The organism is Bradyrhizobium sp. cir1 (assembly GCF_014198245.1).
In the GTDB taxonomy this organism is placed as follows: Bacteria; Pseudomonadota; Alphaproteobacteria; order Rhizobiales; family Xanthobacteraceae; genus Bradyrhizobium.
Window position 1 is genome coordinate 320,983 of record NZ_JACIHE010000004.1, and the last position, 21,698, is coordinate 342,680.

A 21,698-nucleotide genomic window follows, 5' to 3' on the forward strand; every position below is an offset into this window, starting at 1 on the left:
GTTTTGAAAACCCGATTCATCCGGCGGCGAATGCCGCAGCCGTCCCGGCGTCAAGAGGCGTGTTGTTTCACCGGGGCGCCGCCCCAAAGCCAGCCCGCAAGCGGAACGGCGAGAAATGCGCCGACGAGCTGCGCAGCGATGAAGGCCGGCACGCCCTGCGGGGCGATGCCCGCGAAGGTATCGGACAGCGACCTGGCGACGGTGACCGCCGGATTGGCAAAGGACGTCGAGGCCGTGAACCAGTAGGCCGAGGTGATGTACAGGCCGACTGCGTAAGGCACGGCGGGTTGCGTTCGCGACGCGACGCCGAAGATCGTCAGCAGCAGGCCGAAGGTCGCCGCGGCTTCGGCAAGCCATTGTCCGGCTCCGGTACGCTGGGTCAGGGAGAGCTGCAGGACCGGAAGCTCGAACATCAGATGCGCGATCCACACGCCGATGATTGCGCCGGAGGTCTGTGCGACGACGTAGATCGCCGCTTCGTTCCAGGCCATTTCGCCACGCAGGGTGAAGGCCAGCGTCACCGCCGGATTGAAATGGGCGCCCGACACGGATGCGAAGGTGAGGATCAGTGCGACCAGAATCGCGCCGGTGGCGATCGTGTTGCACAGGAGCGCGAGCGCGATATTTCCGCCCGAAAGCTTCTGGGCCATGATCCCCGAACCGACCACCGCGGCAAGCAGGAACGCGGTCCCGAGCCACTCGGCGATGGCGCGTCGCGCAAGCCCCGGCATCAGGCGCCGCGCTCCAGCCGGACCCGCTCGCCGTCTTCCTTGACGAACTCGCCCTGCTGCGCCGGCAACAGATCCAGCACCAGCTCGGACGGGCGACAGAGTCTTGCGCCGTTCGGCGTGACCACGATCGGTCTGTTGATGAGGATCGGGTGCGCCATCATTGCGTCGAGTAGCTGGTCGTCGGTCAGCGCTGCGTTGCCGAGCCCGAGCTCGGCATAGGGGGTGCCCTTTTCGCGAAGCAGCTCGCGCACGGAAAGCCCCATGCGCAGGACGAGCTGCTGCAACATGACCCGCGACGGCGGCGTCTTCAGATATTCGATCACATGCGGCTCGATGCCGGCGTGGCGGATCATCGCGAGCGTGTTGCGCGAGGTACCGCAAGCGGGATTGTGGTAGATGATCGCGTCCATGGGCTGGACCTTCAGCAACAGGCCGACGACTGCTTCGGTGCCGCCTGAGGCGCGCAGCAGGCCGTTTGCTTTTCTGCCTGCTTGCCATGCGCAACCCGCGCGCCGTTCTCACCGGTGCCGTCGCCGTAATCGGTGCTTTCGCCGGTGGTGTAGAAGGTTTCCCAGGCGATGCCGGCTGGATCGTCGATCCAGGATTTTTCCGACTTGGCGTAGCAGCAGGTCGTCTGCCCCTGCTCGATGACATTGCCGCCGGCCTGACGCAGCCGCGCGTAGACCTCCTGAAGCTCATCGCCGGTCTCGACCTGGATGCCGAGATGATCGAGGCCGGGCTCGCGTCCGCGCGTCGAGATCGCAAAATTGACGCGAGGGTCTTCGAGCATCCATTTGGCATAGTCGGATTTCACGACCGAGGGATCGCTTGCAAACAGGGCCGAGTAGAATCGGATGGAGTGCGAGAGGTCCTCGACGGACACGTGAACGTGCAGGCGCTTCATGCTCTGTCCTTTCAGGCTGGCACTCGACTGCGCTTTCGCGCGGGCTTGCAGGCGGGGGCCGGCGTACAAGACGTTCCGCCGCAGCAGTTCTCGGTCAGGAAGCCGACGAGCGCGTTCATGGTCTCGAACCGCGCCGCATAGATCATCGAGCGCCCCTCGCGCCGCACGGTGGCAAGGCCCGCCATCCGCAGCCGGTCGAAGTGAAACGTCAGCGTGTTGGGCGCGAGATCCAGCGCCTCGGCGACCGCGCCCGCCGCCATGCCGTCCGGTCCGGCCTGAACCAGCAGGCGGAACACATCGAGGCGGTTGTCCTGGGCAAGTGCGGCGAGAGCCGCGACGGCATCGATCTTTTCCATATTTCAACGATTATTGAAATAAAGGCGCGCTGTCAATCGCGAACTCGCCCGGCGTGCGCCCGGGAAAATCTTGGTCAGATCAACCCGCGGAGCACCTCAATCAGCCGGCCGCACTGCTCATTCGTTCCGACCGTAATCCGCAGGAAGTCCTCGATGCGGGGCTTCCTAAAATGCCGGACCAGCACGCCGCGCTGGCGAAGTGCGGCCGCGAGATCGGCACCGCTGCGGCTGCGATGACGCGCGAACGCGAAGTTTGCAAGTGACGGCAACACCTCGAAGCCGAGTTGCCCGAGATCGCGCGTCAGCACGTCGCGGCTTGCGATGATACGGGCGCGGGTCTCGATGAACCATTCCTCGTCCTCGATGGCGGCGACGGCGCCGGCGATGGCGAGGCAGTCGACGGGATAGGAGTTGAAGCTGTCCTTGACCCGCTCCAGCGCTTCGATCAGCGGCCGCTGGCCGATGGCAAAGCCGACCCTGAGGCCCGCGAGCGAGCGCGATTTCGAGAAGGTCTGGATCACGAGCAGATTGTCGTGGCGCGCAACGAGCGGCACGGCGCTCTCGGCGCCGAAATCGACATAGGCCTCGTCCACCACCACAAGCCGGTCCGGATTTTCCGCGAGCAGTGCGGCGATCGCCTCGCGCGGAAGCGCGATACCGGTGGGCGCATTCGGATTGCAGAGCAGCAGGATGGCGCTCGACGGTCGCCTGTAGCCGGCGGTGTCGATTCTCATCGCGGGATCGAGCGGCACTTCCTCGTACGCTATGCCATAGAGGCCGCAATAGACCGGGTAGAAGCTATAGGTGACATCAGGAAACAGAAGCGGCCTATCGTGCTTCAGAAGCGCCTGGAAGGTGTGGGCCAGAACCTCGTCCGATCCGTTGCCGACGAACACCTGCTCGGGCGCAACGCCGCTGTAGGCCGCGATCGCCTCGCGCAGGCGCGTGGCGTGCGGGTCGGGATAGAGGCGCAGCCGCTCCGCAGCCGATGTGATCGCTGCCAGCACGCGCGGCGAGGGCGGATAGGAATTCTCGTTGGTGTTGAGCTTGACGACGCCGTCCTGCTTCGGCTGCTCGCCCGGCACGTAGGGCGAAAGCGTGTGGACGACCGGGCTCCAGAAGCGGCTCATGATCTCCAATCCGGGTTGATCCGGCACAGTAGGGGATGCGGGGCATCGGCGGAAGTGCATCCGCCTTCAGCATTCTTGGCAGGTCCGCACGGGCCTCATGGCCGGCGACGTTCCCCCAAGCGCGGCCTTCATGCTAGCCTCCTCATGCAAACGCAAGACCTGAAAACAACAAAGAAGGCCGGCGCGCCACAAGGCTGCGCAGAAGAGCCGCAAAGAGAGGAACACATGCCGGGTGCAGCCCTTGTCACCGCTCCCTCCATTCCGACCGCGCCAGTGACGCCAGCTGTTCTCGATCGCTTGCGAACCATCGTGGGCGACAAGGGCCTGATCCTGGACGAGCACGACAAACGGCCGTTCGTGACCGACTGGCGCGGCGAGCTCGCCGGGCAGGCTGCAGCGGTCGTGCGACCGGCCAGCACCGCGGAAGTCTCCTCGGTCGTCAAGCTCTGCCATGACAACGGCATTGCCATCGTGCCGCAAGGCGGCAACACCGGCCTGATGGGCGGTGCCACGCCCTGGGCTGCGCATCGCGGTATCCTGCTCTCGCTCGGCCGCATGAACCACGTGCTGAATGTCGACCCCGTCGGCTACACCATGACTGTCGAGGCGGGCTGCGTTCTCCAGACGCTTCAGGACGCGGCCGCGCGCCATGACCGCTTCTTTCCGCTCAGCCTGGGTGCGCAGGGCTCGTGCATGATCGGAGGCAATTTGTCCACCAATGCCGGCGGCGTGCAGGTGCTGCGCTATGGCAATGCGCGCAATCTGGTGCTGGGCCTCGAGGTCGTCTTGGCCAACGGCGATGTCTGGGACGGGCTGCGTGCGCTCAAGAAGGACAACACCGGCTACGACCTCAAGCATCTGTTCATGGGCGCCGAAGGCACGCTCGGCATCATCACCAAGGCGGTGCTGAAGCTGTGGCCCGCGCCGAAGGACGTCTGCACGGCATGGCTCGCGATCCGCGATCTCAGCGCTGCGATCGAGCTCCTGTCGGAGGCGCATGCGGCGTCCGACGACGATGTCGGCTCCTGCGAGCTGATGAGCCGCGCATGCACCGATATGGTGCTGCGGCACATTCCCGGCACCCAGGATCCTCTCAAGGCGGGGACCGATTGGTATGTCCTGCTCGAATGGTCGTCGGCCCGCCCGCGGCAGGACGGCGGTGCGGGCATGTCGGACAGGATGGAGCAGTTCCTGGCCGATCAGCTCGAGGCGGGCCGTGTGCTCGATGCGGTGATCGCACAGACCGAAACACAGTCGCGCAACATGTGGCGCATCCGCGAGAGCGTGGCCGAGGCCTCGCGCGCCGAAGGGCCGGGCCTGAGCTACGACGTGTCGGTCGCGATCTCCCGGATTCCGGAATTCATCGACAAGGGTTTGAAGTCTACCCTCGACATCCTGCCGACGATCCGTCCCTATCCGCTCGGCCACATCGGAGACGGCAATGTGCACTTCTCCTTCATGGGTCCGAAGGGCATGGATCGCGAGACGCTCAGCCAGTATTCCCCGGCGATCACGCGGGCCGTCAACGACCTCGTCACCGCCATGGGCGGCTCGATCTCGGCCGAACACGGCATCGGCATCGAGAAGCTCGACGAGCTCCAGCACTATCGCTCCAGGACCGAGCTCGACATCATGCGCACGATCAAGCGGGCGCTCGACCCCGACAACATCATGAATCCGGGCAAGGTGCTGCGTCTCGGGTGAGATGAGGGCCGGCCACAGCCGGCCGCGGTCCGGCGAACCCAGGCCAAACAGCCACAAAGGTGCCAAATCATGCCTTTTCGCCGCGGGCTGGCGGCTTTATTCCGCCTGCGGATGCTTTAAGGAAAGGGCAGGATCAGGTCGCAGGCGCCCCCTGGCGGTGCTAGACCCTGATGCAGGAACAATGGGGCCGGCCGGTAGCCGGCTGGCCCGCAAGGATGAAGGATATGAGACAATGATCCAGAGCGTTGGCATCATCGGGGCAGGGACCATGGGGAACGGCATCGCGCAGATCTGCGCGGCGGCGGGGCTTTCGGTCGTGATGGTCGATATTTCCGATGCGGCGGTGAACCGCGGCCTGTCGACGGTTGGCGGCAGCCTCGAGCGCCTGGTCAAGAAGGAGAAGATGTCGGCGGCCGACCGCGATGCGACGCTCAAGCGCATCGCCGGCACGACCGACCGGGCGAAGCTGTCGGATTGCGACCTCGTCATCGAGGCCGCCACCGAGAACGAGGAGCTCAAGGTCAAGATCCTCAAGGACCTCTGCGCCACCCTGTCGCCGCGCACGCTGGTGGCGACCAACACCTCCTCGATCTCGATCACGAAGCTCGCCGCGGCGACCGACCGTCCCGATCGTTTCATCGGCATGCACTTCTTCAACCCGGTGCCGGTGATGGCGCTGCTGGAGCTCATCCGGGGCCTGCAGACCTCCGACGACACCCATGCCAAGGCGCTCGATTTCGCCCAGCGTGTCGGCAAGGTGGCGATCACCGCCAAGAACAGTCCGGGCTTCGCCGTCAACCGCATCCTCTGCCCGATGATCAACGAGGCGATCTTCGCGCTCCAGGAAGGGATCGCGACGGCCGAAGAGATCGACGCCGGCATGAAACTCGGCTGCAACCACCCGATCGGGCCGCTGGCGCTCGCGGATCTCGTCGGGCTCGACACCATGCTGTCGGTGATGGAGGTCTTTTACAAAGGCTTCAACGATCCTAAATATCGGCCAGCGCCGCTGCTGAAAGAGATGGTCGATGCCGGCCACCTCGGCCGCAAGACGGGGCAGGGTTTTTACACTTACAAGGCCTGATCAAGGCGTCGGCGGCGGGCATCGAGTGTCCGCCGCCGGATCCCGCAATTTGCGCTGCGACAAAGACGCCGTGCGCGATTGGCCCGACAATGTCGAACGGGCGGCCTGCGGGAACAACGGAACGGATAACAAAGGACATGTCGGATCGACTGAAGGCCGAGCGCGAGGCTGCGGCCGCGCGACGGAACCTGCTGACCCAGGATGCGATTGAGCGCACCGGAATCACCGAGGAGATGATCGGGGAACTCGTCACTCGCTTCTATGGGCGCGTGCGCGAGGACGCGCTGCTGGGGCCGGTTTTCGCGATCGTGCAGAATTGGGACGAGCATCTCGCCAAGCTCAGGGATTTCTGGTCGTCGGTCGTGCTGATGAGCGGCCGCTATCATGGCTCGCCGATGCGGGCGCATCTGCCGCTGAATCTGGTCGGCGGCCATTTCGATCGCTGGCTCGATCTGTTCGAACAGACCGCACGCGAAGTGTGTCCGCCTGCGGCTGCCGCGCTCTTCATCGACAAGGCGCGTCGCATCGCCGACAGTTTTGAGATGGCGTCGGCGACTGTTGCAGGCGGCATCGCGTCGCCGCGTCACCTGCTCAGGTCGTGAACACAGAATGCCTGCCTGAGAAAGGTGCAGCTCGCATCGCGCGATAGCGCGTTGTACCAATTCCAACATCATCGGTCTGATCTGCAAAATCATCATGCTGTTCGCGCAATGCGATGTAGAATTTGCGAAAACGCGCTTGCTCGCGTTCACTCTCGTTCAATCAACGCGAGCAAAGCCATATTGATGCACTGCGGCGCCAAGTCTTCGCCTTGTTTTCGGCAGAGTTCCAGCGCCTGCTAGCGGGCATGGCTCGCACATCGTTCAACACCACATCTTCACCCTCCGAGAGTGCTGCGGAACCTGAAGTCGACGCGGGCATGGAGCAGACGCGGCGAACGCTGCTGCTCGGTGCGCTCGCCACCACCGCATGCCTCGGCTGTTCCACAGAGGCGCGCGCCGGCGAGGATGCGCCCGGCTCCGACGAGCGGCCGCAGAAGGGCGACGCGCTCGTCTTTTCCGAAGGCGATCAGGAAGGAAAGCCGGTCACCTTGGCCGATCTCCCGGCCGGCGGGCCGCCGGTGCATGCCTGGCCGAAGGATCCCAAGACATCGGTGGTGCGCAGTGGGTCTCGGCTCAACGAGATCGTGCTCATCCGCCTCGATCCTGCCGAGCTCGACGACAAGACCCGCGAGCGCGCCGTCGATGGCATCCTCGCCTATTCGGCGATCTGCTCGCACGCCGGCTGTCCCGTCACCGCCTGGGTGAAGAGCGATGTCGGCGACAAGGAGGTGTTCAAATGCATGTGCCACAACTCCGAATACGATCCTCGCGCGGGCGCGCAGGTCGTGTTCGGACCGGCGCCGCGGCGGCTCGCAGCGCTGCCGCTGGCGCTCGCTGACGGCTCGCTCAGCGTCGCCGGCAACTTCATCGGAAAGGTAGGTGGCGCGCAGCCTGGATGATGGACGCTGCGGGGGATGCCCGCGTCACGAGAGGCCGCATCCGCCGACGGGCGGACGACGGGACGAACAAGAATTCAAATCAAGAATTCAAACGGATGAAAAAGGGGAACGTCCATGAAAACGTCCAAGGAAACGTCCAAGGAAACATCCAGGCAAACGTCGATCACCAGAAAGCAATGGTACCTGTCCAGCTTCGTCGCCTTCACCTGTCTGGCCGCGACCGCCGCGACTGCCGGCCCGATCGAGAGTTATTCTCCGGTCACTGCGCAGCGGTTGGAAAATCCGGAACCGGGCAACTGGATGCTCTACCGGCGGACCTATGACGGGCAGGGCTACAGCCCGCTCGACCAGATCAACGACTCGAACGTGAAGAATCTCACGCCGGCCTGGACCTTTGCCACCGGCGTCGTCGAGGGCCACGAGGCGCCGCCGATCGTCAACAACGGCGTGATGTTCGTGGCGACCCCGATGGGGCAGGTGATCGCATTGAACGCGAAGACCGGCGACGAATACTGGCGCTACAAGCGGCAGCTCCCCGACGATCTGTTCCAACTGCATCCGACCAGCCGCGGTGTCGGCCTCTGGGAGGACAAGCTCTATCTCGCCACCACCGACGACCACGTCGTTGCGCTCGATGCCAAGACCGGCAAGGTGGTGTGGGACACCAAGGTGCAGGACTACAAGAAGGGCCAGTACATGACCCTGATGCCGCTGATCGTCGACGGCAAGGTCATCGTCGGCGGCTCCGGCGGCGAGTTCGGCGTGCGCGGCTATGTCGCCGCCTATGACGCCAAGGACGGCAAGGAGCTGTGGCGGACCTACACCATTCCCGGCGAAGGCGAGCCCGGTCACGACACCTGGCAGGGCGACGACTGGAAGAACGGTGGCGGCTCGGCCTGGATGACCGGCAATTACGACAAGGACACCAAGACGATCTATTGGGGCGTCGGCAACGCCGCGCCCTGGCCCGGCGAGATGCATCCCGGCGACAACCTCTACACCTCGTCGGTGCTCGCGCTCGATCCGAACAACGGCAAGATCAAGACCTATCACCAGTACCACCAGAACGATTCCTGGGACTGGGACGAGGTCGAGGCGCCGATCCTGATCGACCTGCAACGCGACGGCCGCAACATCAAGAGCCTGGTCCATCCGGGACGCGATGCGATCTTCTGGGTGCTCGAACGCACGCCGACCAAGATCAACTACGTCGCTGGCTGGCCGTTCGTCTCCACCGATGTCTGGAAGGGCATCGATGCGGAAAGCGGCAAGCCGATCGTCGATCCCGCCCACAAGCCTGTCATCGGCAAACGCGTCGAGTTCTGTCCGTCGCTGTGGGGCGGCAAGGACTGGCCGTCGGCGGCCTACAGCGAAAGGACCAAGCTGGTCTACGTGCCCGCCAACGAGAATTTCTGTGGCGGATTCACCGGCGAGAAGATTCCATTGAAGCCGGGCGAGCTCTGGCTCGGCACCAAGCCGGAGGATATCGGCTTGAAGGCGAAGCCCGGTGCGGACCATTTCGGTGAGCTGCAGGCGTGGGATCCCGCCACGGGCAAGAAGGTGTGGCAGCACAACTTCCCGAAGTCGCAGCTGTTCGGTTCGGTCACGGCAACCGCGGGCGATCTCATCTTCGCCGGCGGCACCAACGACCGCAACTTTCGCGCCTTCAACGCCAAGACCGGCGAGCTGTTGTGGGAACAGAAGACCAACTCCGGCATCATGGGCATGCCGGTGTCCTATGAGGTCGACGGCACCCAGTACATCGCGATCCAGTCGGGATGGGGCGTGGACGCGCAGCGCATCCAGGATGCGCTCGCCACCAACAATATCGGCATCGAGTCCAACGTGCCGCAGGGCGGCGTGGTCTGGGTGTTCGCGCTGAAGAAATAGCTCCGCGGGCGGATCGACGAAGGCGGAGCAGCAAGGGGGGTGGCGAATGCGGCGGACGGCAACGTCCGCCGCATTTTCGCGTGGGCCTTCTTCCTTCCCCTTAGCAACCGGCGTCGCCGTCTCCCCGACAAGGCAGGGCGCAGATGGCTTCTTGGTGACGGCCAGAGCAAGCGCCTCGTCCTTCGAGACGACCGCTTCGCGGTCTCCTCAGGATGAGGCTAAGCAGCATTGGCCCCGTTGAAATTGTTGCCGCACACTCCGTCCTCATCCTGAGGGCCCGCCATCGGCGGGCGTCTCGAAGGATGGGCTGCGGGCGTTCTGGTCCGGCGCGGTGGGGCGCGTGGCTGTGGTTGGGGGCGTGGTGTTGCTCTGGGCGAATGCACCCGCGGCAGTCAAGAGAAAGGCGCCCGACAGCGAGACTGCGAGCGCCTTTGAGATGTTGATCATCGATCTGCTCCTGTCAGATCGATGGAAACGGCGCGAGGCCGCCTTCTGTTCCGTTCCCTCACGCCTCCAATTGCTTGCCGATCGGCAAGCTTCGGATGCGTTTTCCGGTCGCCGCGAAGATGGCGTTGATCAGCGCCGGAGCGAATGGCGGCACGCCGGGCTCGCCGACGCCGCTCGGCGGCGTGTCCGGGCCGGGCGGCACGATGTAGACGTTGGTCACGACAGGAGACTCGTCCATCCTGATGACCTGGAAGTCGTCGTAGTTCTTCTGCTGCACCTTGCCGTCCTTGAACGTGATCTCGCCGTATTTGGCGATGCTCAGGCCCATGATCGCCGCGCCCTCGATCTGCGAGGCGATGCGCTCGGGATTGACATAGGTGCCGCAGTCGATCGCGGTGTCGACCCGCGGCACTGTCAGTTTGCCCTTCTCATCGACGGCCACCTCGACGATGGTCGCGATGTAGCTGACGAAGCTGCGGTGCACGGCGATGCCGAGACCGTGGCCCTTCGGCACCTGGCGTCCCCATTCGCCCTTCTCGGCGACCAGCTCGACGACTTTGCGCAGGCGCGCGGTGTCGATCGGGTAGCTGTCATAGGGCTCGCCGTAGTTCCAGAGGTCCTTCACCGCCGGCTTGACGATGCGCGGACTTCCGATCAGTTCCAGCAGCATCTGCTTCTGGTCGCGGCCCGTGGCCTGCGCGATCTCGCCGACCATCGACTGCACCGCGAAGGCGCGGGGGATGTTCGAGACCGAGCGGAACCAGCCGATGCGGGTGTGCGCGGCCGCTTCCGGATTCTCGCAGCTGATGTTGGCGATCTCGAACGGCATGTCGACGAGGCCCATGCCGATTTCGAAGGGCGCCTGATGCACCGTGCCGGCCGCAAAGGTCGAGGCGATGCTGGGGGCCACGCTACGGTGGCGCCAGGCGATCACCTTGCCGCTCTTGTCGAGACCGGCCTCGATCCGCTCGACCGAGACGGTGTGCAGGAAGCCGTTGTGGATGTCGTCCTCCCGCGTCCATTGCACCTTCACCGGCGCGCCGAGCTCCTTCGAGAGCAGCGCGGCTTCGAGCGCAAAGTCGCATTTCGACTTGCGGCCGAAACCGCCGCCGAGCAGCGTCACGTTGACGGTGACGTTCGCTTCCGGAATGCCGAGCGTCTTGGCGACGTCCTCGCGCGTGCCGCCCGGGCTCTGCACCGGCGCCCAGATCTCGGCCTTGTCGCCCTTGACGTCGGCCACCGCCACCGGCGGCTCCATGCTGACATGGGCCAGATGCGGGATGTAGTACTCGCCGACGATGACCTTGTCGGCGCCCTTCAGGGCGGCGTCCGCATCGCCCTCCTGGCGCAGGACCAGGCCGGGCTTGCGCGAGGCCTCCTCGATCTCCTTGCGGTAGGCGACCGACTCGTACTTGCCGTTGGGGCCGTCGTCCCAGGTCAGCTTCAGCGCGTCGCGGCCCTTGATCGCCGCGCCGGTGTTGCGTGCGATCACGGCGACGCCGCCGAGCGGCTGGAATTTCGACGGCCACGGCCAGCCGCGCACCTGCATCACCTTCTCGACGCCGGGCACCTTCAGCGCCTCGTCCGGCTCGAACTTGACGAGCTTGCCGCCGGTCACCGGCGGACGCGCGATCACGGCGTACTTCATGCCGGGCAGACGCACGTCGGCGCCGTATCGCGCCTTTCCGGTGGTGATGTCGTGGAGATCGACGATGCCGATCTGGCCCTTGCCGAGATAGCGGAAGTCCTTGGGATCCTTCAGCTTGAGGCCTTCGATGCTCGGCACCGATTCCTTGGCGGCGTCGGCAGCAAGCTCGCCGAAGCCGAGCTTGCGTCCGCTGGCGCTGTGGACAATCTCGTGATTGACGGCCTTGACCTCGGTCGCCGGCACGCCCCAGCGCTTGGCCGCGGCCTGCTCCAGCATGGTGCGGGCGGAGGCGCCGATCTGGCGCATCGGGATCAGATAGTGCCGCGTGCTGCGCGAGCCGTCGGTGTCCTGGTTGCCGAACTTGACCTCGTCGCCATGGGCCTGCTGCACCTTGACCCTGGACCAGTCGGCTTCCATTTCCTCGGCCACGATCAGCGGCAGGCTGGTGCGCACGCCGGTGCCCATTTCGGAGCGGTGCCCGACGATGGTGACGATGCCATCAGGTGCGACCGAAACGAACACGCGCGGATCGACCACGACGCCGTGCGGCATCTTTCCGGCGCCTGTCTCATAGGCGAGCGCCTGGCGCGACATCACGGGCGCGGCGAGCACGAAGCCGCCGGTGACGCCGAGCCCCTTCAGGATGCTGCGGCGCGAGACTTTCTCCACCCTGATGTTCTTTTCGAAGCCGCGAAGCTTGCGGGGATTGTCGATGAAATTCATGTCACACTCCCGTCGATGCGAGATGGACCGCGTTCTCGATGCGCTGGTAGCAGCCGCAGCGGCAGATGTTGCCGGACATCGACTCGCGGATCTGGTCGTGCGACGGTTTTGGATTGTCCATCAGAAGCGCCGCGGCCTGCATGATCTGGCCGGCTTGGCAGAAGCCGCACTGGGGAACATTGACCTGGCGCCAGGCCTTTTGAACCGGGTGATCGCCGGTCGGATGCAGCCCCTCGATCGTCGTGACCTCGCGTCCGGCGACGTCGTTCACCGACGTGATGCAGGCGCGCACGGCTTCCTTGTCGACGATGACGGTGCAGGCGCCGCACAGGGCCTGGCCGCAGCCGAACTTGGTGCCGGTCAGCCCGGCCTCGTCGCGCAAGAACCAGAGTAGCGGGAGATCCGGGTCGCCGTCCCAGCTCTGTTCCTGGCCATTGATCTTCACCTTGATCATGATTGTCCCTCGCTCTTCATAAGCATCTCGATTCAAATCCGCCGATGTCGGCGGGCGGTGGTCCGTGCATTGCTTCGCCGCCTGCCGTCGTCCCGCACGAGCAAATCCCGGAGGGAGGCAGGAACGTCGATGACGATGTCTGGATGTTCTCGATACCTCCCGGTTTATTCTTAATTGTTTTGAACTTCGTGCGGCATCGTGACGGCGAGAGCGTAGCAGAGATCGCGCCGACCCGGCGTTCACAGCCGAGTGTTCTCACCGGGAAAAGATTGCATCGGTGGTTTGTCAAAAGCAGGGCGCGCCATCGCGCCGCGTGCATCGCGCTGCCGCAAATGCGCCTTGCAGCGAAAAAGGCTTCGTCCGCCTGCGCGGACGAAGCAGGATACCTCAGTCGAGGGAGGGAGAACGCAGCGACCGCGGACCTCAAGCAGGAAGCGCGCGGCACTGCGCAGTCATTCAGAGACCAGGACTGAGGGAGCCGACGGTTCTCGCCAGTTCAACGCAGGCGAGGAGGCGGCTTCGCCGCAATCGTTCGGGAGCCAGGCCCGTCCGGTTCGCTGGGAGTGGGGGAGGGGAACCAGCGATCGGACGGGCGTGGCGAGAGCGTGGGCCGCCGGCTCAGGCGGCCCGTTCAGTTCTAGCGGCCTTGTTCAGGCGGCCTTGGCTTTGGCCACGTGGGTCGCGATCGCGTCCATCAGCGCCGGCGACAGGCAGTCATAGGGCTCGAGCCCGAGCTCCTTCAGCCGCGCACGGATGCCGGCCATCTGCTCCGGCTTCACGCCGGATTCGATCACCGAGGAGACGAAGGCGGCGAATTGCGGCGCCTGCGAGCCCTGCTCCTGGAACAGTTCGGGATGGATGAAGTCGAGGCCGTAGAACGGATGGTTCTTGTTCTCGATGCGGCCGTACATGTGCGTGCCGCATGCCTTGCAGGCGTGGCGCTGGATCACCGCCGAGGGGTCGACGATCTGGAGCTTGTCGCCGTTCTCGAGCACCGTGACGTTCTGGCGCGGCACCACTGCGACGACGGAGAACGTCGCTCCTTGCGGCTTCCAGCACTTGGTGCAGCCGCAGGCGTGGTTGTGGGCGACGTCGCCCTTGATGCCGACCTTGACCGGATGGTCGCTGCATTTGCAGACCAGGGTGCCGCCGGCAAAGCTGCCGCTACCCTGTTTGACGCCGTTGTCGATCGATGGATGGAGTGCAACAGTCATGGTCGATCCTCCTGGGTGTGATGTCTATAGGCTAGTACACGACGACTGAACGGATGGATTTGCCCTCGTGCATGAGGTCAAAGCCCTTGTTGATCTCCTCGAGCTTGAGCACGTGGGTGATCATCGGATCGATCTGGATCTTTCCGTTCATGTACCAGTCGACGATCTTCGGCACGTCAGTGCGGCCGCGCGCACCGCCGAACGCCGTGCCGCGCCAGTTGCGCCCGGTGACGAGCTGGAACGGGCGGGTGGCGATCTCCTTGCCGGCCTCGGCGACGCCGATGATGATCGAGGTGCCCCAGCCGCGATGGCAGGCTTCCAGCGCCTGGCGCATCACGGTGGTGTTGCCGGTGCAGTCGAAGGTGTAGTCGGCGCCGCCATCGGTGAGGCCGACCAGGTGTTGGACGATGTCGCCGGTGATCTTCTTCGGGTTGACGAAGTGGGTCATGCCGAACCGGCGGCCCCAATCCTCCTTGGAGTCGTTGACGTCGACGCCGATGATCTTGTCGGCGCCGGCCATCTTGGCGCCCTGGATGACATTGAGGCCAATGCCGCCGAGGCCGAACACGACCACGTTGGCGCCCGGCTCGACCTTGGCGGTGTTGACGACGGCGCCGACGCCGGTGGTGACGCCGCAGCCGATGTAGCAGCTCTTGTCGAAGGGCGCGTCCTCACGGATCTTGGCGACCGCGATCTCCGGCAGAACGGTGAAGTTCGAGAAGGTCGAGCAGCCCATGTAGTGGTAGATCGGCTTGCCCTTGTAGGAGAAGCGGCTGGTGCCGTCGGGCATTACGCCCTTGCCTTGCGTCGCGCGGATCGCGGTGCAGAGATTGGTCTTCTGGCTCAGGCAGCTTTTGCACTGCCGGCATTCCGGGGTGTAGAGCGGGATGACGTGGTCGCCCGGCTTCACCGAGGTCACGCCGGGGCCGATCTCGCGGATGATCCCGGCGCCCTCATGGCCCAGGATCGACGGGAAGATTCCCTCGCTGTCGAAGCCGTCGAGCGTGTAGGCGTCGGTGTGGCAGATGCCCGTTGCCTTGATCTCGACCAGGACCTCGCCGGCCTTGGGCCCTTCCAGGTCGACTTCGACGATCTCGAGCGGCTTCTTGGCTTCGAAAGCGACGGCGGCACGTGTTTTCATCGGTAGCTCCTCAAATTCTCGTAAGACGCCAGGAAGTAGTCTCGGCAGTCCTCGTAGCGTTCATTTCTTGCCCATGCAGGCGTCTTCGGCCTTGGTGTAGGCCTCCGTCTTCTCCTCCTTCTTGGAGGGACGCTGCCGGCCCCAGGCTTCGGTGGAGCGCGCGCGCAGATAGGCGTACAGATCGTCCATGTAGCAGGCGACGTTCGGGTTGTCGCCAAAGGCCGGCATGACGTTTTCCTGCGCGGTCGAGATGTTCTTGCGGCCGGAGGCGACTACGCCGAGGAAGTCGCCGTAGCTCATGGTCTTGACGGAATCCTTCAGCGCCGGTGCGTAAGTGGATCCCATGCCGTCGGGGCCATGGCAGACGTGGCAGTCGGAGTGATAGCGGCGGTAGCCGGAATAGGTGAACCAGTCCACGGTGCCGTCGGCCGAAATCTTGTAGGTCGGGGTTCCTTCCTTATCGAGCCATTTGCCGTCGTCTTCCTTCTTCACGGCGGCCGGGTCGCCCGGACCTTCCGCGGTCGCAATTCCTCCCGACCCAACGAAGACCATCGCAGCAATGACAAAGCAGATTTTACGCAAGAGATTTTTCCTCGGAAGGCGTTCGGTGGAGACGAACCGGCGCGTGGAGCGATCCACGCGCCGGAGCGATGCTGAAGGGCCTAGTTGGGCAGCGAGAACACGGTCAGCGTACCGCCGAGTGCCGTGTAGTTGCTGAGGGCCGCGTAGCCGCCGACTGCGCCGAGACCGGCGGTCGGATCGGTCAGGCCTGCGGCCAGACCAATGCCGGCCCAGCCACCGACGCCGGAGAGCACTGCGACATACTGCTTGCCGCCGTTCTCATAGGTCGTGACGTTGCCGATGATGCCGGAGGGAGTCTTGAACTTGTAGAGCTCCTTGCCGGACTTGGCATCGACCGCCTTCAGGTAGCCTTCGAGCGTGCCGTAGAACACCACGCCGCCGGCGGTTGCGAGCGCACCCGACCAGACCGAGAACTGCTCCTTGTTCGACCAGACGATCTTGCCGGTCTTGCCGTCCCAGGCGATGAAATTGCCCATGTGGCTTTCACCCTGCGGCGGATACATCGAGAGCGTCGCACCCACATAGGGCTGGCCCGCGGTGTAGCTCACCTTGAACGGCTCGTAGTCCATGCAGACGTGGTTGGTCGGAACGTAGAACAGCTGCGTGTCCGGCGAGTAAGCTGCCGGCTGCTCGTCCTTGGTGCCGAGCGCGGCCGGGCAGATGCCCTTCACGTTGTGGTCTTCACCGGCCTTGTCGGTCGAAGCTGCGTCGAGAACCTTCGGACGGCCATAGGTCGGCGAGTTCTTGTCCATATCGACGCCGGAGGTCCAGTTCACCTTCGGATCGTACTTTTCGGCGACCAGCAGCTCGCCGCTCTCACGGTCCAAGGTGTAGCCGAGACCGTTGCGGTCGAAATGCGTCAGGAGCTTGCGCGCCTGGCCGTTGATCTGCTGATCCGAGAGGATCATCTCGTTGACGCCGTCATAGTCCCACTCGTCGTGGGGCGTCATCTGATAGACCCACTTGGCCATGCCGGTATCCGCGTCGCGCGCGAAGATGGTCATCGACCATTTGTTGTCGCCCGGACGCTGCTTCGGATTCCAGGTCGAGGGATTGCCCGACCCGTAATAGACGAGGTTCAGAGCGGGATCGAAGGACATCCAGCCCCAGGTGCAGCCGCCGCCGATCTTCCACTGATCGCCTTGCCAGGTCTTCAGCGAGGAGTCGGCCCCGACCGGCTTGCCGAGCGCCGTCGTCTTGGCCGGATCGAGCTTGATCTGGTCATCCGGACCCTCGGAGAAGGCGCGCCAGACTTGCTTGCCGCTCTTGAGATCGTAAGCGGTGACGTGGCACTGCACGCCGAATTCACCGCCGGAGATGCCGACCAGAACCTTGTCCTTGACGACCAGCGCGGCCGATGTGCCGGTCTCGCCCTTCGCAGGATTGCCGTTCGTCGCCGACCAGGCCACCTGGCCGGTCTTGGCGTCGAGCGCGACGAGGTTGGTGTCGGCCTGATGCAGGATGATCTTGCCGTCGCCGTAAGACAGGCCGCGGTTGACCGTGTCGCAGCACATCACCGGAATGACGTTCGGATCCTGCTTCGGCTCGTACTTCCAGATGATCTTGTTCTCGTTGGAAAGGTCAAGAGCATAGACCTTGTTCGGGAACGGCGTATGGACGTACATCACGTTGCCGATGATCAGCGGCCCGCCTTCATGGCCGCGCAGCACGCCGGTCGAGAAGGTCCAGGCGACCTGGAGCTTGCCCACGTTTTGTGCGTTGATCTGGTTCAGCTTGGAATAGCGGGTGTTGGCGTAGTCGCCCGCCGGCATCACCCAGTCTTTCGGGTTCTGCGACATCTTGATCAGCTCATCGTTGGCTGAAGCGCTGCCGACGGCGAGAGCCGCCGCGGAGCCAAGATAGGTCGCGAGTAGCACCTTGCGCATAGTCATTTCCTCCGTTGGTCTCGTTTATTGTTTCCGAAGCATTGCTCAATCACCGGGCTTCTCGTCCGGCGTCTGCTCGTGCAGGGCGGTCACGATGGGACCAGAAACGATGCTGTGCTGTTTCCTCCTCCTGATGAGAGCCACGGGTCCACGTGCGGGAGCGGCCCGTTCTTGTTGTTCCTGATGCAATCCCTAGCCACTTCGCCGCCGGGAAACTTGCCCAAGAGAGAAGGCGGTTTGCTTGACAGCGCACGGGGGCGAAGATTTTGATTTTGCAGTAGCGAATTCAGCGGCTTCGGTAAGCCTTTTGAGCCGCCTTCTACGCTCAGGTTCCCCTTGACGGCGCTGCAACTAAGGCGGAGGATTGAGTTTCAAGAGTGGCAATGGAACGATGGCGCTCGTTGCAACAGACCGCTCAAATTCGAGGTAAACGTCACGCAATCACGGCTGAGGGCTACGGAAGCGCTGGTCGCGATTCGCGTCGAATCTCCGGATCAAAACCAGTGGCTGGATTAATGTCCGACACAATTCACACGCTCTCGACGACCGGAATGACGCCGAAGCGGCAGATCCAGAGTTGGATCGACGGGCTGACGAGCCTGTGCGGGTATTTCGACGTCGATCCGTTGGAGGCGTCCTCGCTCGAAGGTCGCATCGACTACACCACGGTCTCGCGCCTGAAGCTCTGCCAGATCGAGGTCAGTCAGCATCGCATCGCGCACACGCTGGCGCGCGCCAGGGCCAATCAACACCCGTACATCAAGATCCACTTCCAGACCTACGGCGTCTCCTATTTCGAGCAGGAAGGCCGCCACATCGAAATCAACCCCGGCGACATCATCGCCTATGACGTCTCCTGCCCGCATTCGATTATCAGCCCCGCCTTCACCCGTCACGACGTGGTGATCGTGCCGAAGGCGCTGCTGCGCGATCGCGGCTTCCCCTCACAGCGGATGCCGGCTTGCAAGCTGACGGCGAAGACGGGGACGGGACGGATCGCCCACGATTTCGTCCATGCGACCTTCGACGAGGCGGCAAAACTGTCGGCGAACAGCGCGGTCGGCGTCGCCGATTCGCTGATCGACCTGTTGCTGCTGCCGCTGCGCGAAGCCGACACGATGTTCGACCGTGTCGGGCCCGAAGCGATGTATGTGCGCGCCCAGTTCTTCATCCGCGAGCACCTGCGCGATCCGGACCTGTGCATCGACCAGATCTCCGCCGAACTCGGCTGCTCCAAGCGCTATCTGCACATGCTGTTCTCCGAGCGCGGCACCACGGTGAGCGACTACATCTGGCAGGCGCGCTTGCAGAACTGCCGCCAGGAGCTCGAGGCCCACGCCGGCAAGACCATCACCGACGTGGCGTTCTCATGGGGCTTCTCCAGCTCGTCGCATTTCAGCCGCGTGTTCCGGAAATATTTCGGCGTGGTGCCGTCCTCGATCCACAAGGCTCAGCAGGGCGCAGCGGCCTCTGGCGAGCATTAGGCGCACTTCCGGCGCGGTGGCCGACGCGCTTACGCCGTCGCTGCGATATAGGGAATGCTGGCCACGAGAGCGACGAGCAGTGCCGCATTGCCCAACATTCCGCTCCAATGTAGCCGGCGCAGCCGTCGCGGGGCCTCGGCATCGCCGGCATCCCTCGCACTGAGCTGGTCGTCCATCCGTCGCATGAACCATCCGCGTCCCCAGATGGCCAGTGCTGCGATGATGCCGACGCCCATCGCGGCGAGCAGGCGGCCGTCGAGAAGGAAAGCCACCGTTCCGATGATTCCGGCAACGCGCATCACCAGGAAATGGGCATTGAACATTCCGCGCAGCAACTGGGCGACGGGCCGGATATCGAGCTTCACCAGCAGGAAGGCGGGCGATGCCAGCGTGAAATAGCCCATCGGAAAGAGCAGGATGACCATAACGGCGACGGCGACTGCATCCGGTGTCATGCGATCGGCCCTTTTTGACCGCCTTTGCAAGGCTTCCGGCGGCGCACAATCATAGCGGGAAAATGCGTTCCCGACACTAGGCTTTGGTCGGAGGCCGGGCCGGGTAGGGAGCAACGGGCGCGCCGGGCGGAGCGGCTCCAGATTCAGGCCGGCTCGAGGCCGAGCGACTGCGCGCTCTCGATCCAGATCGGCAGCTCGCGCTGGTACAGCGCATTGGTTTCCTTGAATCCGATCGCGGGCTCGAGCACGAAGGTCGCGAGAACCTCTTTCACCTTCGGATCGTTGTTGGCGGCGACGCAGAGCTCGGCGAGGCGATCGACCACCGGCTGCGGCGTCGCTTTCGGCACAGCCCAGCCTGAGAAACCGCTCACCGTGAAGAACTTCGAGGTCGCGCCCTGTTCGGGCAGCGTCTTGACGTTCGGGATCGCGTCGACCTTCTTCGAGTGGACTGCGAATACGGTGCCGCGGTCGCTTTGCAGAACCGACTGTGCGGCCGTGTAGCTGCCCATGGCGGCATCGAGCGTGCCCTCCAGCATTCCCGTCCACATCGGCGCCTCGCCGCGGTAGTGCACCGGCTCGATGTTGAGGCCGTACTGCTTGTTGAGCTCGTTGATCGTCATGTGCGGCGACGAGCCCGCACTGTAGGTGCCGAAATTCACCTTGCCGCTCTTGCGCGCAAAGGCGACGAAATCCTCCAGCGTCTTGACACCGGTCTTGGGGTTCGCCACCAGCAACAGGCCGGCGCCCGGAATGACGCTGACCAGCGTCAGGTCCTTGTCCATGTCGTAGCCCGGATTCTTCATCACCACCCGGTTCATGATGTAGGTGGTCGAGATCGAGCACAGGATGGTGTGGCCGTCGGGCTCGGCGCGGGCGACTTCGGCCGTGCCGATCGCGCCGGAGGCGCCGGGCTTGTTCTCGACGACGACGGTCTTTCCAATCTGCTTGGAGATGAATTCGCCATAGGCGCGTGCGAGCAGGTCGGTCTGTCCGCCGGCGGGGTAGCTGCAGATCATGCGGATCTGCCGCGAGGGCCAGGTGCCTTGCGATGCGCCCTGCGCCGCGGCGCTGCGCGCGACGAAAGGCATCGCGAGTGCGGCGCTGCCGGCGGCGACGAAGTGGCGGCGATCGAGTTTGGCGGACATGATTCTCTCCCGGATTTTTGCCGAAGGTACTGCATCAGGCTGGCGCCGGCATGGCCGGCAGGCGAGACAGATTGGCGCATTCGGTCAGGCGGTGCAGTGCCCATTTGCGCGTCACGTCGCGCAGGTCGACGGTAGAAGGACTCACGACTTCACCAAATGGCCGAATGAACAGTGCAGTATACGAAGTGAGACGCTGCTAGCCACATCCTCCGTCATTCCGGGATGCGTGCGCAGCACGCAGGCCCGGAATCCATCGCGCTGCATGCGCTGCGGAGGAATGGATTCCGGGCTCGCCCTGCGGGCGCCCCGGAATGACGGAGCGTCACCGCTGAATGATCGTCATCCAGACGTCGCCCAGGATCGCGGGCTCGCGCGGCGGCAGATAGGTCAGGCCGGCCTGCTTGCCGAACTCTGCGATCTTGCCTTCCGCAGCAAGCTCCGCCAGCGCCTTGTTGACCGCCTCGATCAGCGCGGGCTCGCTGGCGAGCCCGACATAGCCGCGATTGGCACCGATCGGGTAGTAGTAGCCCGACGCGGTGATCGCCGTATCAGGATGCGCGGCGCGGTAGGCGTCGAAGCGGGCCAGGTCGATCAGCGTTGCGTCATGGTCGCCGCGGTTGAGCGCGCCGAGGAGGTCGTCGCGGCCGGGGACAAGATGGGTGATATTGTCGATCAGGCGTCCCTTGTCGAAGGTCATCAGGATGGCATCGCCGAGCGATCCGCTCTCGATCGCGAGGCGAAGGCCGGCGAGATCGCCGATATCGTTAATCTTGCGCCCCTGCGCCTTCGGCCCGAGCACCACGGTCATCGGCGAATAGACGTAAGGCTGGCTCGGCGCGAGCACGCCGAGCGCGACGCGGCGGCGCCGGTCTTCGCGCGTGGCCCCAGCGAAGTCGGGCAAGCGCGCCGTCTTCATGCCGGGCTTGACGAGAGAGTCCGTCGTCAGCGCGTAGCCGCCGACCACCGAGCAACGCCCGTCGGAGAGCAGCGCATTGGCCTCGAGCTGCGGGCTGGAATCCTCGTCCAGTTTGCTTTCGAACCACTGGACCTTCAGCGGCCGTCCCATCCGCTCCGCGATTGCCTGCGCCAGCAGTACGTCGAAGCCGGCGTCGGGCTTGCCCTTGTGATGCACCGAGAGAGGCGGCCGGTTCTCGTCGAGACAGATGCCGAGGGGATCGGCCGCGCACGCGGGCGCCGCCAGCGCGGCAAGCATCAAGGC

General features: G+C 64.4%; 21 protein-coding genes. 6 read left to right on the forward strand and 15 right to left on the reverse strand.

Going from position 1 to position 21,698, the window contains the following annotated elements; all coding sequences use genetic code 11:
* Window positions 1-50: 50 nt before the first annotated feature.
* The 5 genes from GGD63_RS12285 to hisC form a co-directional block, all read right to left on the reverse strand.
* Entirely contained in the window at window positions 51-731 is a 681-nt protein-coding gene (locus GGD63_RS12285) for an MIP/aquaporin family protein (protein ID WP_183242162.1), read from the reverse strand.
* Window positions 731-1,141, reverse strand: coding sequence for an arsenate reductase (glutaredoxin) (gene arsC / locus GGD63_RS12290; protein ID WP_183242164.1), 411 nt, complete (start codon window positions 1,139-1,141; stop codon window positions 731-733). The genes GGD63_RS12285 and arsC overlap by 1 nt, the downstream gene beginning before the upstream one ends.
* 11 nt (window positions 1,142-1,152) lie before the next feature.
* The gene (locus GGD63_RS12295; protein ID WP_183242166.1) at window positions 1,153-1,635 is read right to left on the reverse strand and encodes an ArsI/CadI family heavy metal resistance metalloenzyme; all 483 of its coding nucleotides are present in this window, start codon (window positions 1,633-1,635) and stop codon (window positions 1,153-1,155) included.
* Between the two features lie 11 nt (window positions 1,636-1,646).
* A complete protein-coding gene (locus GGD63_RS12300; protein WP_183242168.1) occupies window positions 1,647-1,991 on the reverse strand; it encodes a helix-turn-helix transcriptional regulator in 345 nt (114 codons plus the stop codon).
* Window positions 1,992-2,065: 74 nt separating this feature from the next.
* Window positions 2,066-3,121 carry a histidinol-phosphate transaminase gene (gene hisC, locus GGD63_RS12305; protein WP_183242170.1) on the reverse strand — a complete coding sequence of 352 codons (1,056 nt, stop codon included), beginning with the start codon at window positions 3,119-3,121 and terminating at the stop codon, window positions 2,066-2,068.
* A gap of 225 nt (window positions 3,122-3,346) precedes the next feature.
* Between hisC and GGD63_RS12310 the strand changes: the two genes are divergently transcribed.
* From GGD63_RS12310 to GGD63_RS12330, 5 genes are all read left to right on the forward strand, one after another.
* Window positions 3,347-4,825: an FAD-binding oxidoreductase gene (locus GGD63_RS12310; RefSeq protein ID WP_183242172.1), complete on the forward strand. Its 1,479-nt coding sequence runs from the start codon at window positions 3,347-3,349 to the stop codon at window positions 4,823-4,825.
* A 232-nt stretch (window positions 4,826-5,057) separates the two neighbouring features.
* On the forward strand, window positions 5,058-5,909 hold the full coding sequence (locus GGD63_RS12315; protein WP_183242174.1) for a 3-hydroxybutyryl-CoA dehydrogenase: 852 nt from the start codon (window positions 5,058-5,060) through the stop codon (window positions 5,907-5,909).
* 137 nt (window positions 5,910-6,046) lie between these two features.
* Window positions 6,047-6,511 carry a group III truncated hemoglobin gene (locus tag GGD63_RS12320; protein WP_183242176.1) on the forward strand — a complete coding sequence of 155 codons (465 nt, stop codon included), beginning with the start codon at window positions 6,047-6,049 and terminating at the stop codon, window positions 6,509-6,511.
* 245 nt (window positions 6,512-6,756) lie between these two features.
* Complete coding sequence (locus GGD63_RS12325) at window positions 6,757-7,410, forward strand: ubiquinol-cytochrome c reductase iron-sulfur subunit (protein WP_183242178.1); 654 nt, start codon at window positions 6,757-6,759, stop codon at window positions 7,408-7,410.
* Window positions 7,411-7,524: 114 nt separating this feature from the next.
* The gene (locus GGD63_RS12330; RefSeq protein WP_210315769.1) at window positions 7,525-9,300 is read left to right on the forward strand and encodes a methanol/ethanol family PQQ-dependent dehydrogenase; all 1,776 of its coding nucleotides are present in this window, start codon (window positions 7,525-7,527) and stop codon (window positions 9,298-9,300) included.
* Window positions 9,301-9,564: 264 nt separating this feature from the next.
* Here GGD63_RS12330 and GGD63_RS12335 read toward each other — a convergent pair whose 3' ends face one another.
* The 7 genes from GGD63_RS12335 to xoxF5 form a co-directional block, all read right to left on the reverse strand.
* Window positions 9,565-9,747, reverse strand: a complete 183-nt coding sequence (locus GGD63_RS12335; protein WP_183242370.1) for a hypothetical protein — start codon at window positions 9,745-9,747, stop codon at window positions 9,565-9,567.
* A 58-nt stretch (window positions 9,748-9,805) separates the two neighbouring features.
* Window positions 9,806-12,118, reverse strand: coding sequence for a molybdopterin cofactor-binding domain-containing protein (locus tag GGD63_RS12340; RefSeq protein ID WP_183242180.1), 2,313 nt, complete (start codon window positions 12,116-12,118; stop codon window positions 9,806-9,808).
* Between the two features lies 1 nt (window position 12,119).
* Window positions 12,120-12,572, reverse strand: coding sequence for a (2Fe-2S)-binding protein (locus GGD63_RS12345; protein ID WP_183242182.1), 453 nt, complete (start codon window positions 12,570-12,572; stop codon window positions 12,120-12,122).
* Between the two features lie 650 nt (window positions 12,573-13,222).
* Window positions 13,223-13,786, reverse strand: coding sequence for an S-(hydroxymethyl)glutathione synthase (gene gfa / locus GGD63_RS12350; protein WP_183242184.1), 564 nt, complete (start codon window positions 13,784-13,786; stop codon window positions 13,223-13,225).
* Window positions 13,787-13,817: 31 nt separating this feature from the next.
* Window positions 13,818-14,927 (reverse strand): S-(hydroxymethyl)glutathione dehydrogenase/class III alcohol dehydrogenase, encoded by a 1,110-nt coding sequence (locus tag GGD63_RS12355; RefSeq protein WP_183242186.1) that lies wholly within the window; start codon window positions 14,925-14,927, stop codon window positions 13,818-13,820.
* A gap of 60 nt (window positions 14,928-14,987) precedes the next feature.
* The gene (locus tag GGD63_RS12360; protein ID WP_183242352.1) at window positions 14,988-15,479 is read right to left on the reverse strand and encodes a c-type cytochrome, methanol metabolism-related; all 492 of its coding nucleotides are present in this window, start codon (window positions 15,477-15,479) and stop codon (window positions 14,988-14,990) included.
* Window positions 15,480-15,589: 110 nt separating this feature from the next.
* Window positions 15,590-17,395 carry a lanthanide-dependent methanol dehydrogenase XoxF5 gene (gene xoxF5 / locus GGD63_RS12365; RefSeq protein ID WP_183242188.1) on the reverse strand — a complete coding sequence of 602 codons (1,806 nt, stop codon included), beginning with the start codon at window positions 17,393-17,395 and terminating at the stop codon, window positions 15,590-15,592.
* 515 nt (window positions 17,396-17,910) lie between these two features.
* On the opposite strand from xoxF5, the gene GGD63_RS12370 reads away from it, so the two are divergent.
* The gene (locus GGD63_RS12370) at window positions 17,911-18,879 is read left to right on the forward strand and encodes a helix-turn-helix domain-containing protein (protein WP_183242190.1); all 969 of its coding nucleotides are present in this window, start codon (window positions 17,911-17,913) and stop codon (window positions 18,877-18,879) included.
* A gap of 29 nt (window positions 18,880-18,908) precedes the next feature.
* Here the strand turns inward: GGD63_RS12370 and GGD63_RS12375 are convergent, their stop codons facing one another.
* The 3 genes from GGD63_RS12375 to GGD63_RS12385 all read right to left on the reverse strand — a co-directional run bounded on the left by GGD63_RS12375 (window position 18,909) and on the right by GGD63_RS12385 (window position 21,692).
* Window positions 18,909-19,334: a hypothetical protein gene (locus tag GGD63_RS12375; RefSeq protein ID WP_183242192.1), complete on the reverse strand. Its 426-nt coding sequence runs from the start codon at window positions 19,332-19,334 to the stop codon at window positions 18,909-18,911.
* A 143-nt stretch (window positions 19,335-19,477) separates the two neighbouring features.
* Entirely contained in the window at window positions 19,478-20,479 is a 1,002-nt protein-coding gene (locus tag GGD63_RS12380; protein ID WP_183242194.1) for a tripartite tricarboxylate transporter substrate binding protein, read from the reverse strand.
* 322 nt (window positions 20,480-20,801) lie between these two features.
* Window positions 20,802-21,692, reverse strand: coding sequence for a transporter substrate-binding domain-containing protein (locus tag GGD63_RS12385; protein WP_183242354.1), 891 nt, complete (start codon window positions 21,690-21,692; stop codon window positions 20,802-20,804).
* Window positions 21,693-21,698 lie beyond the last annotated feature (6 nt).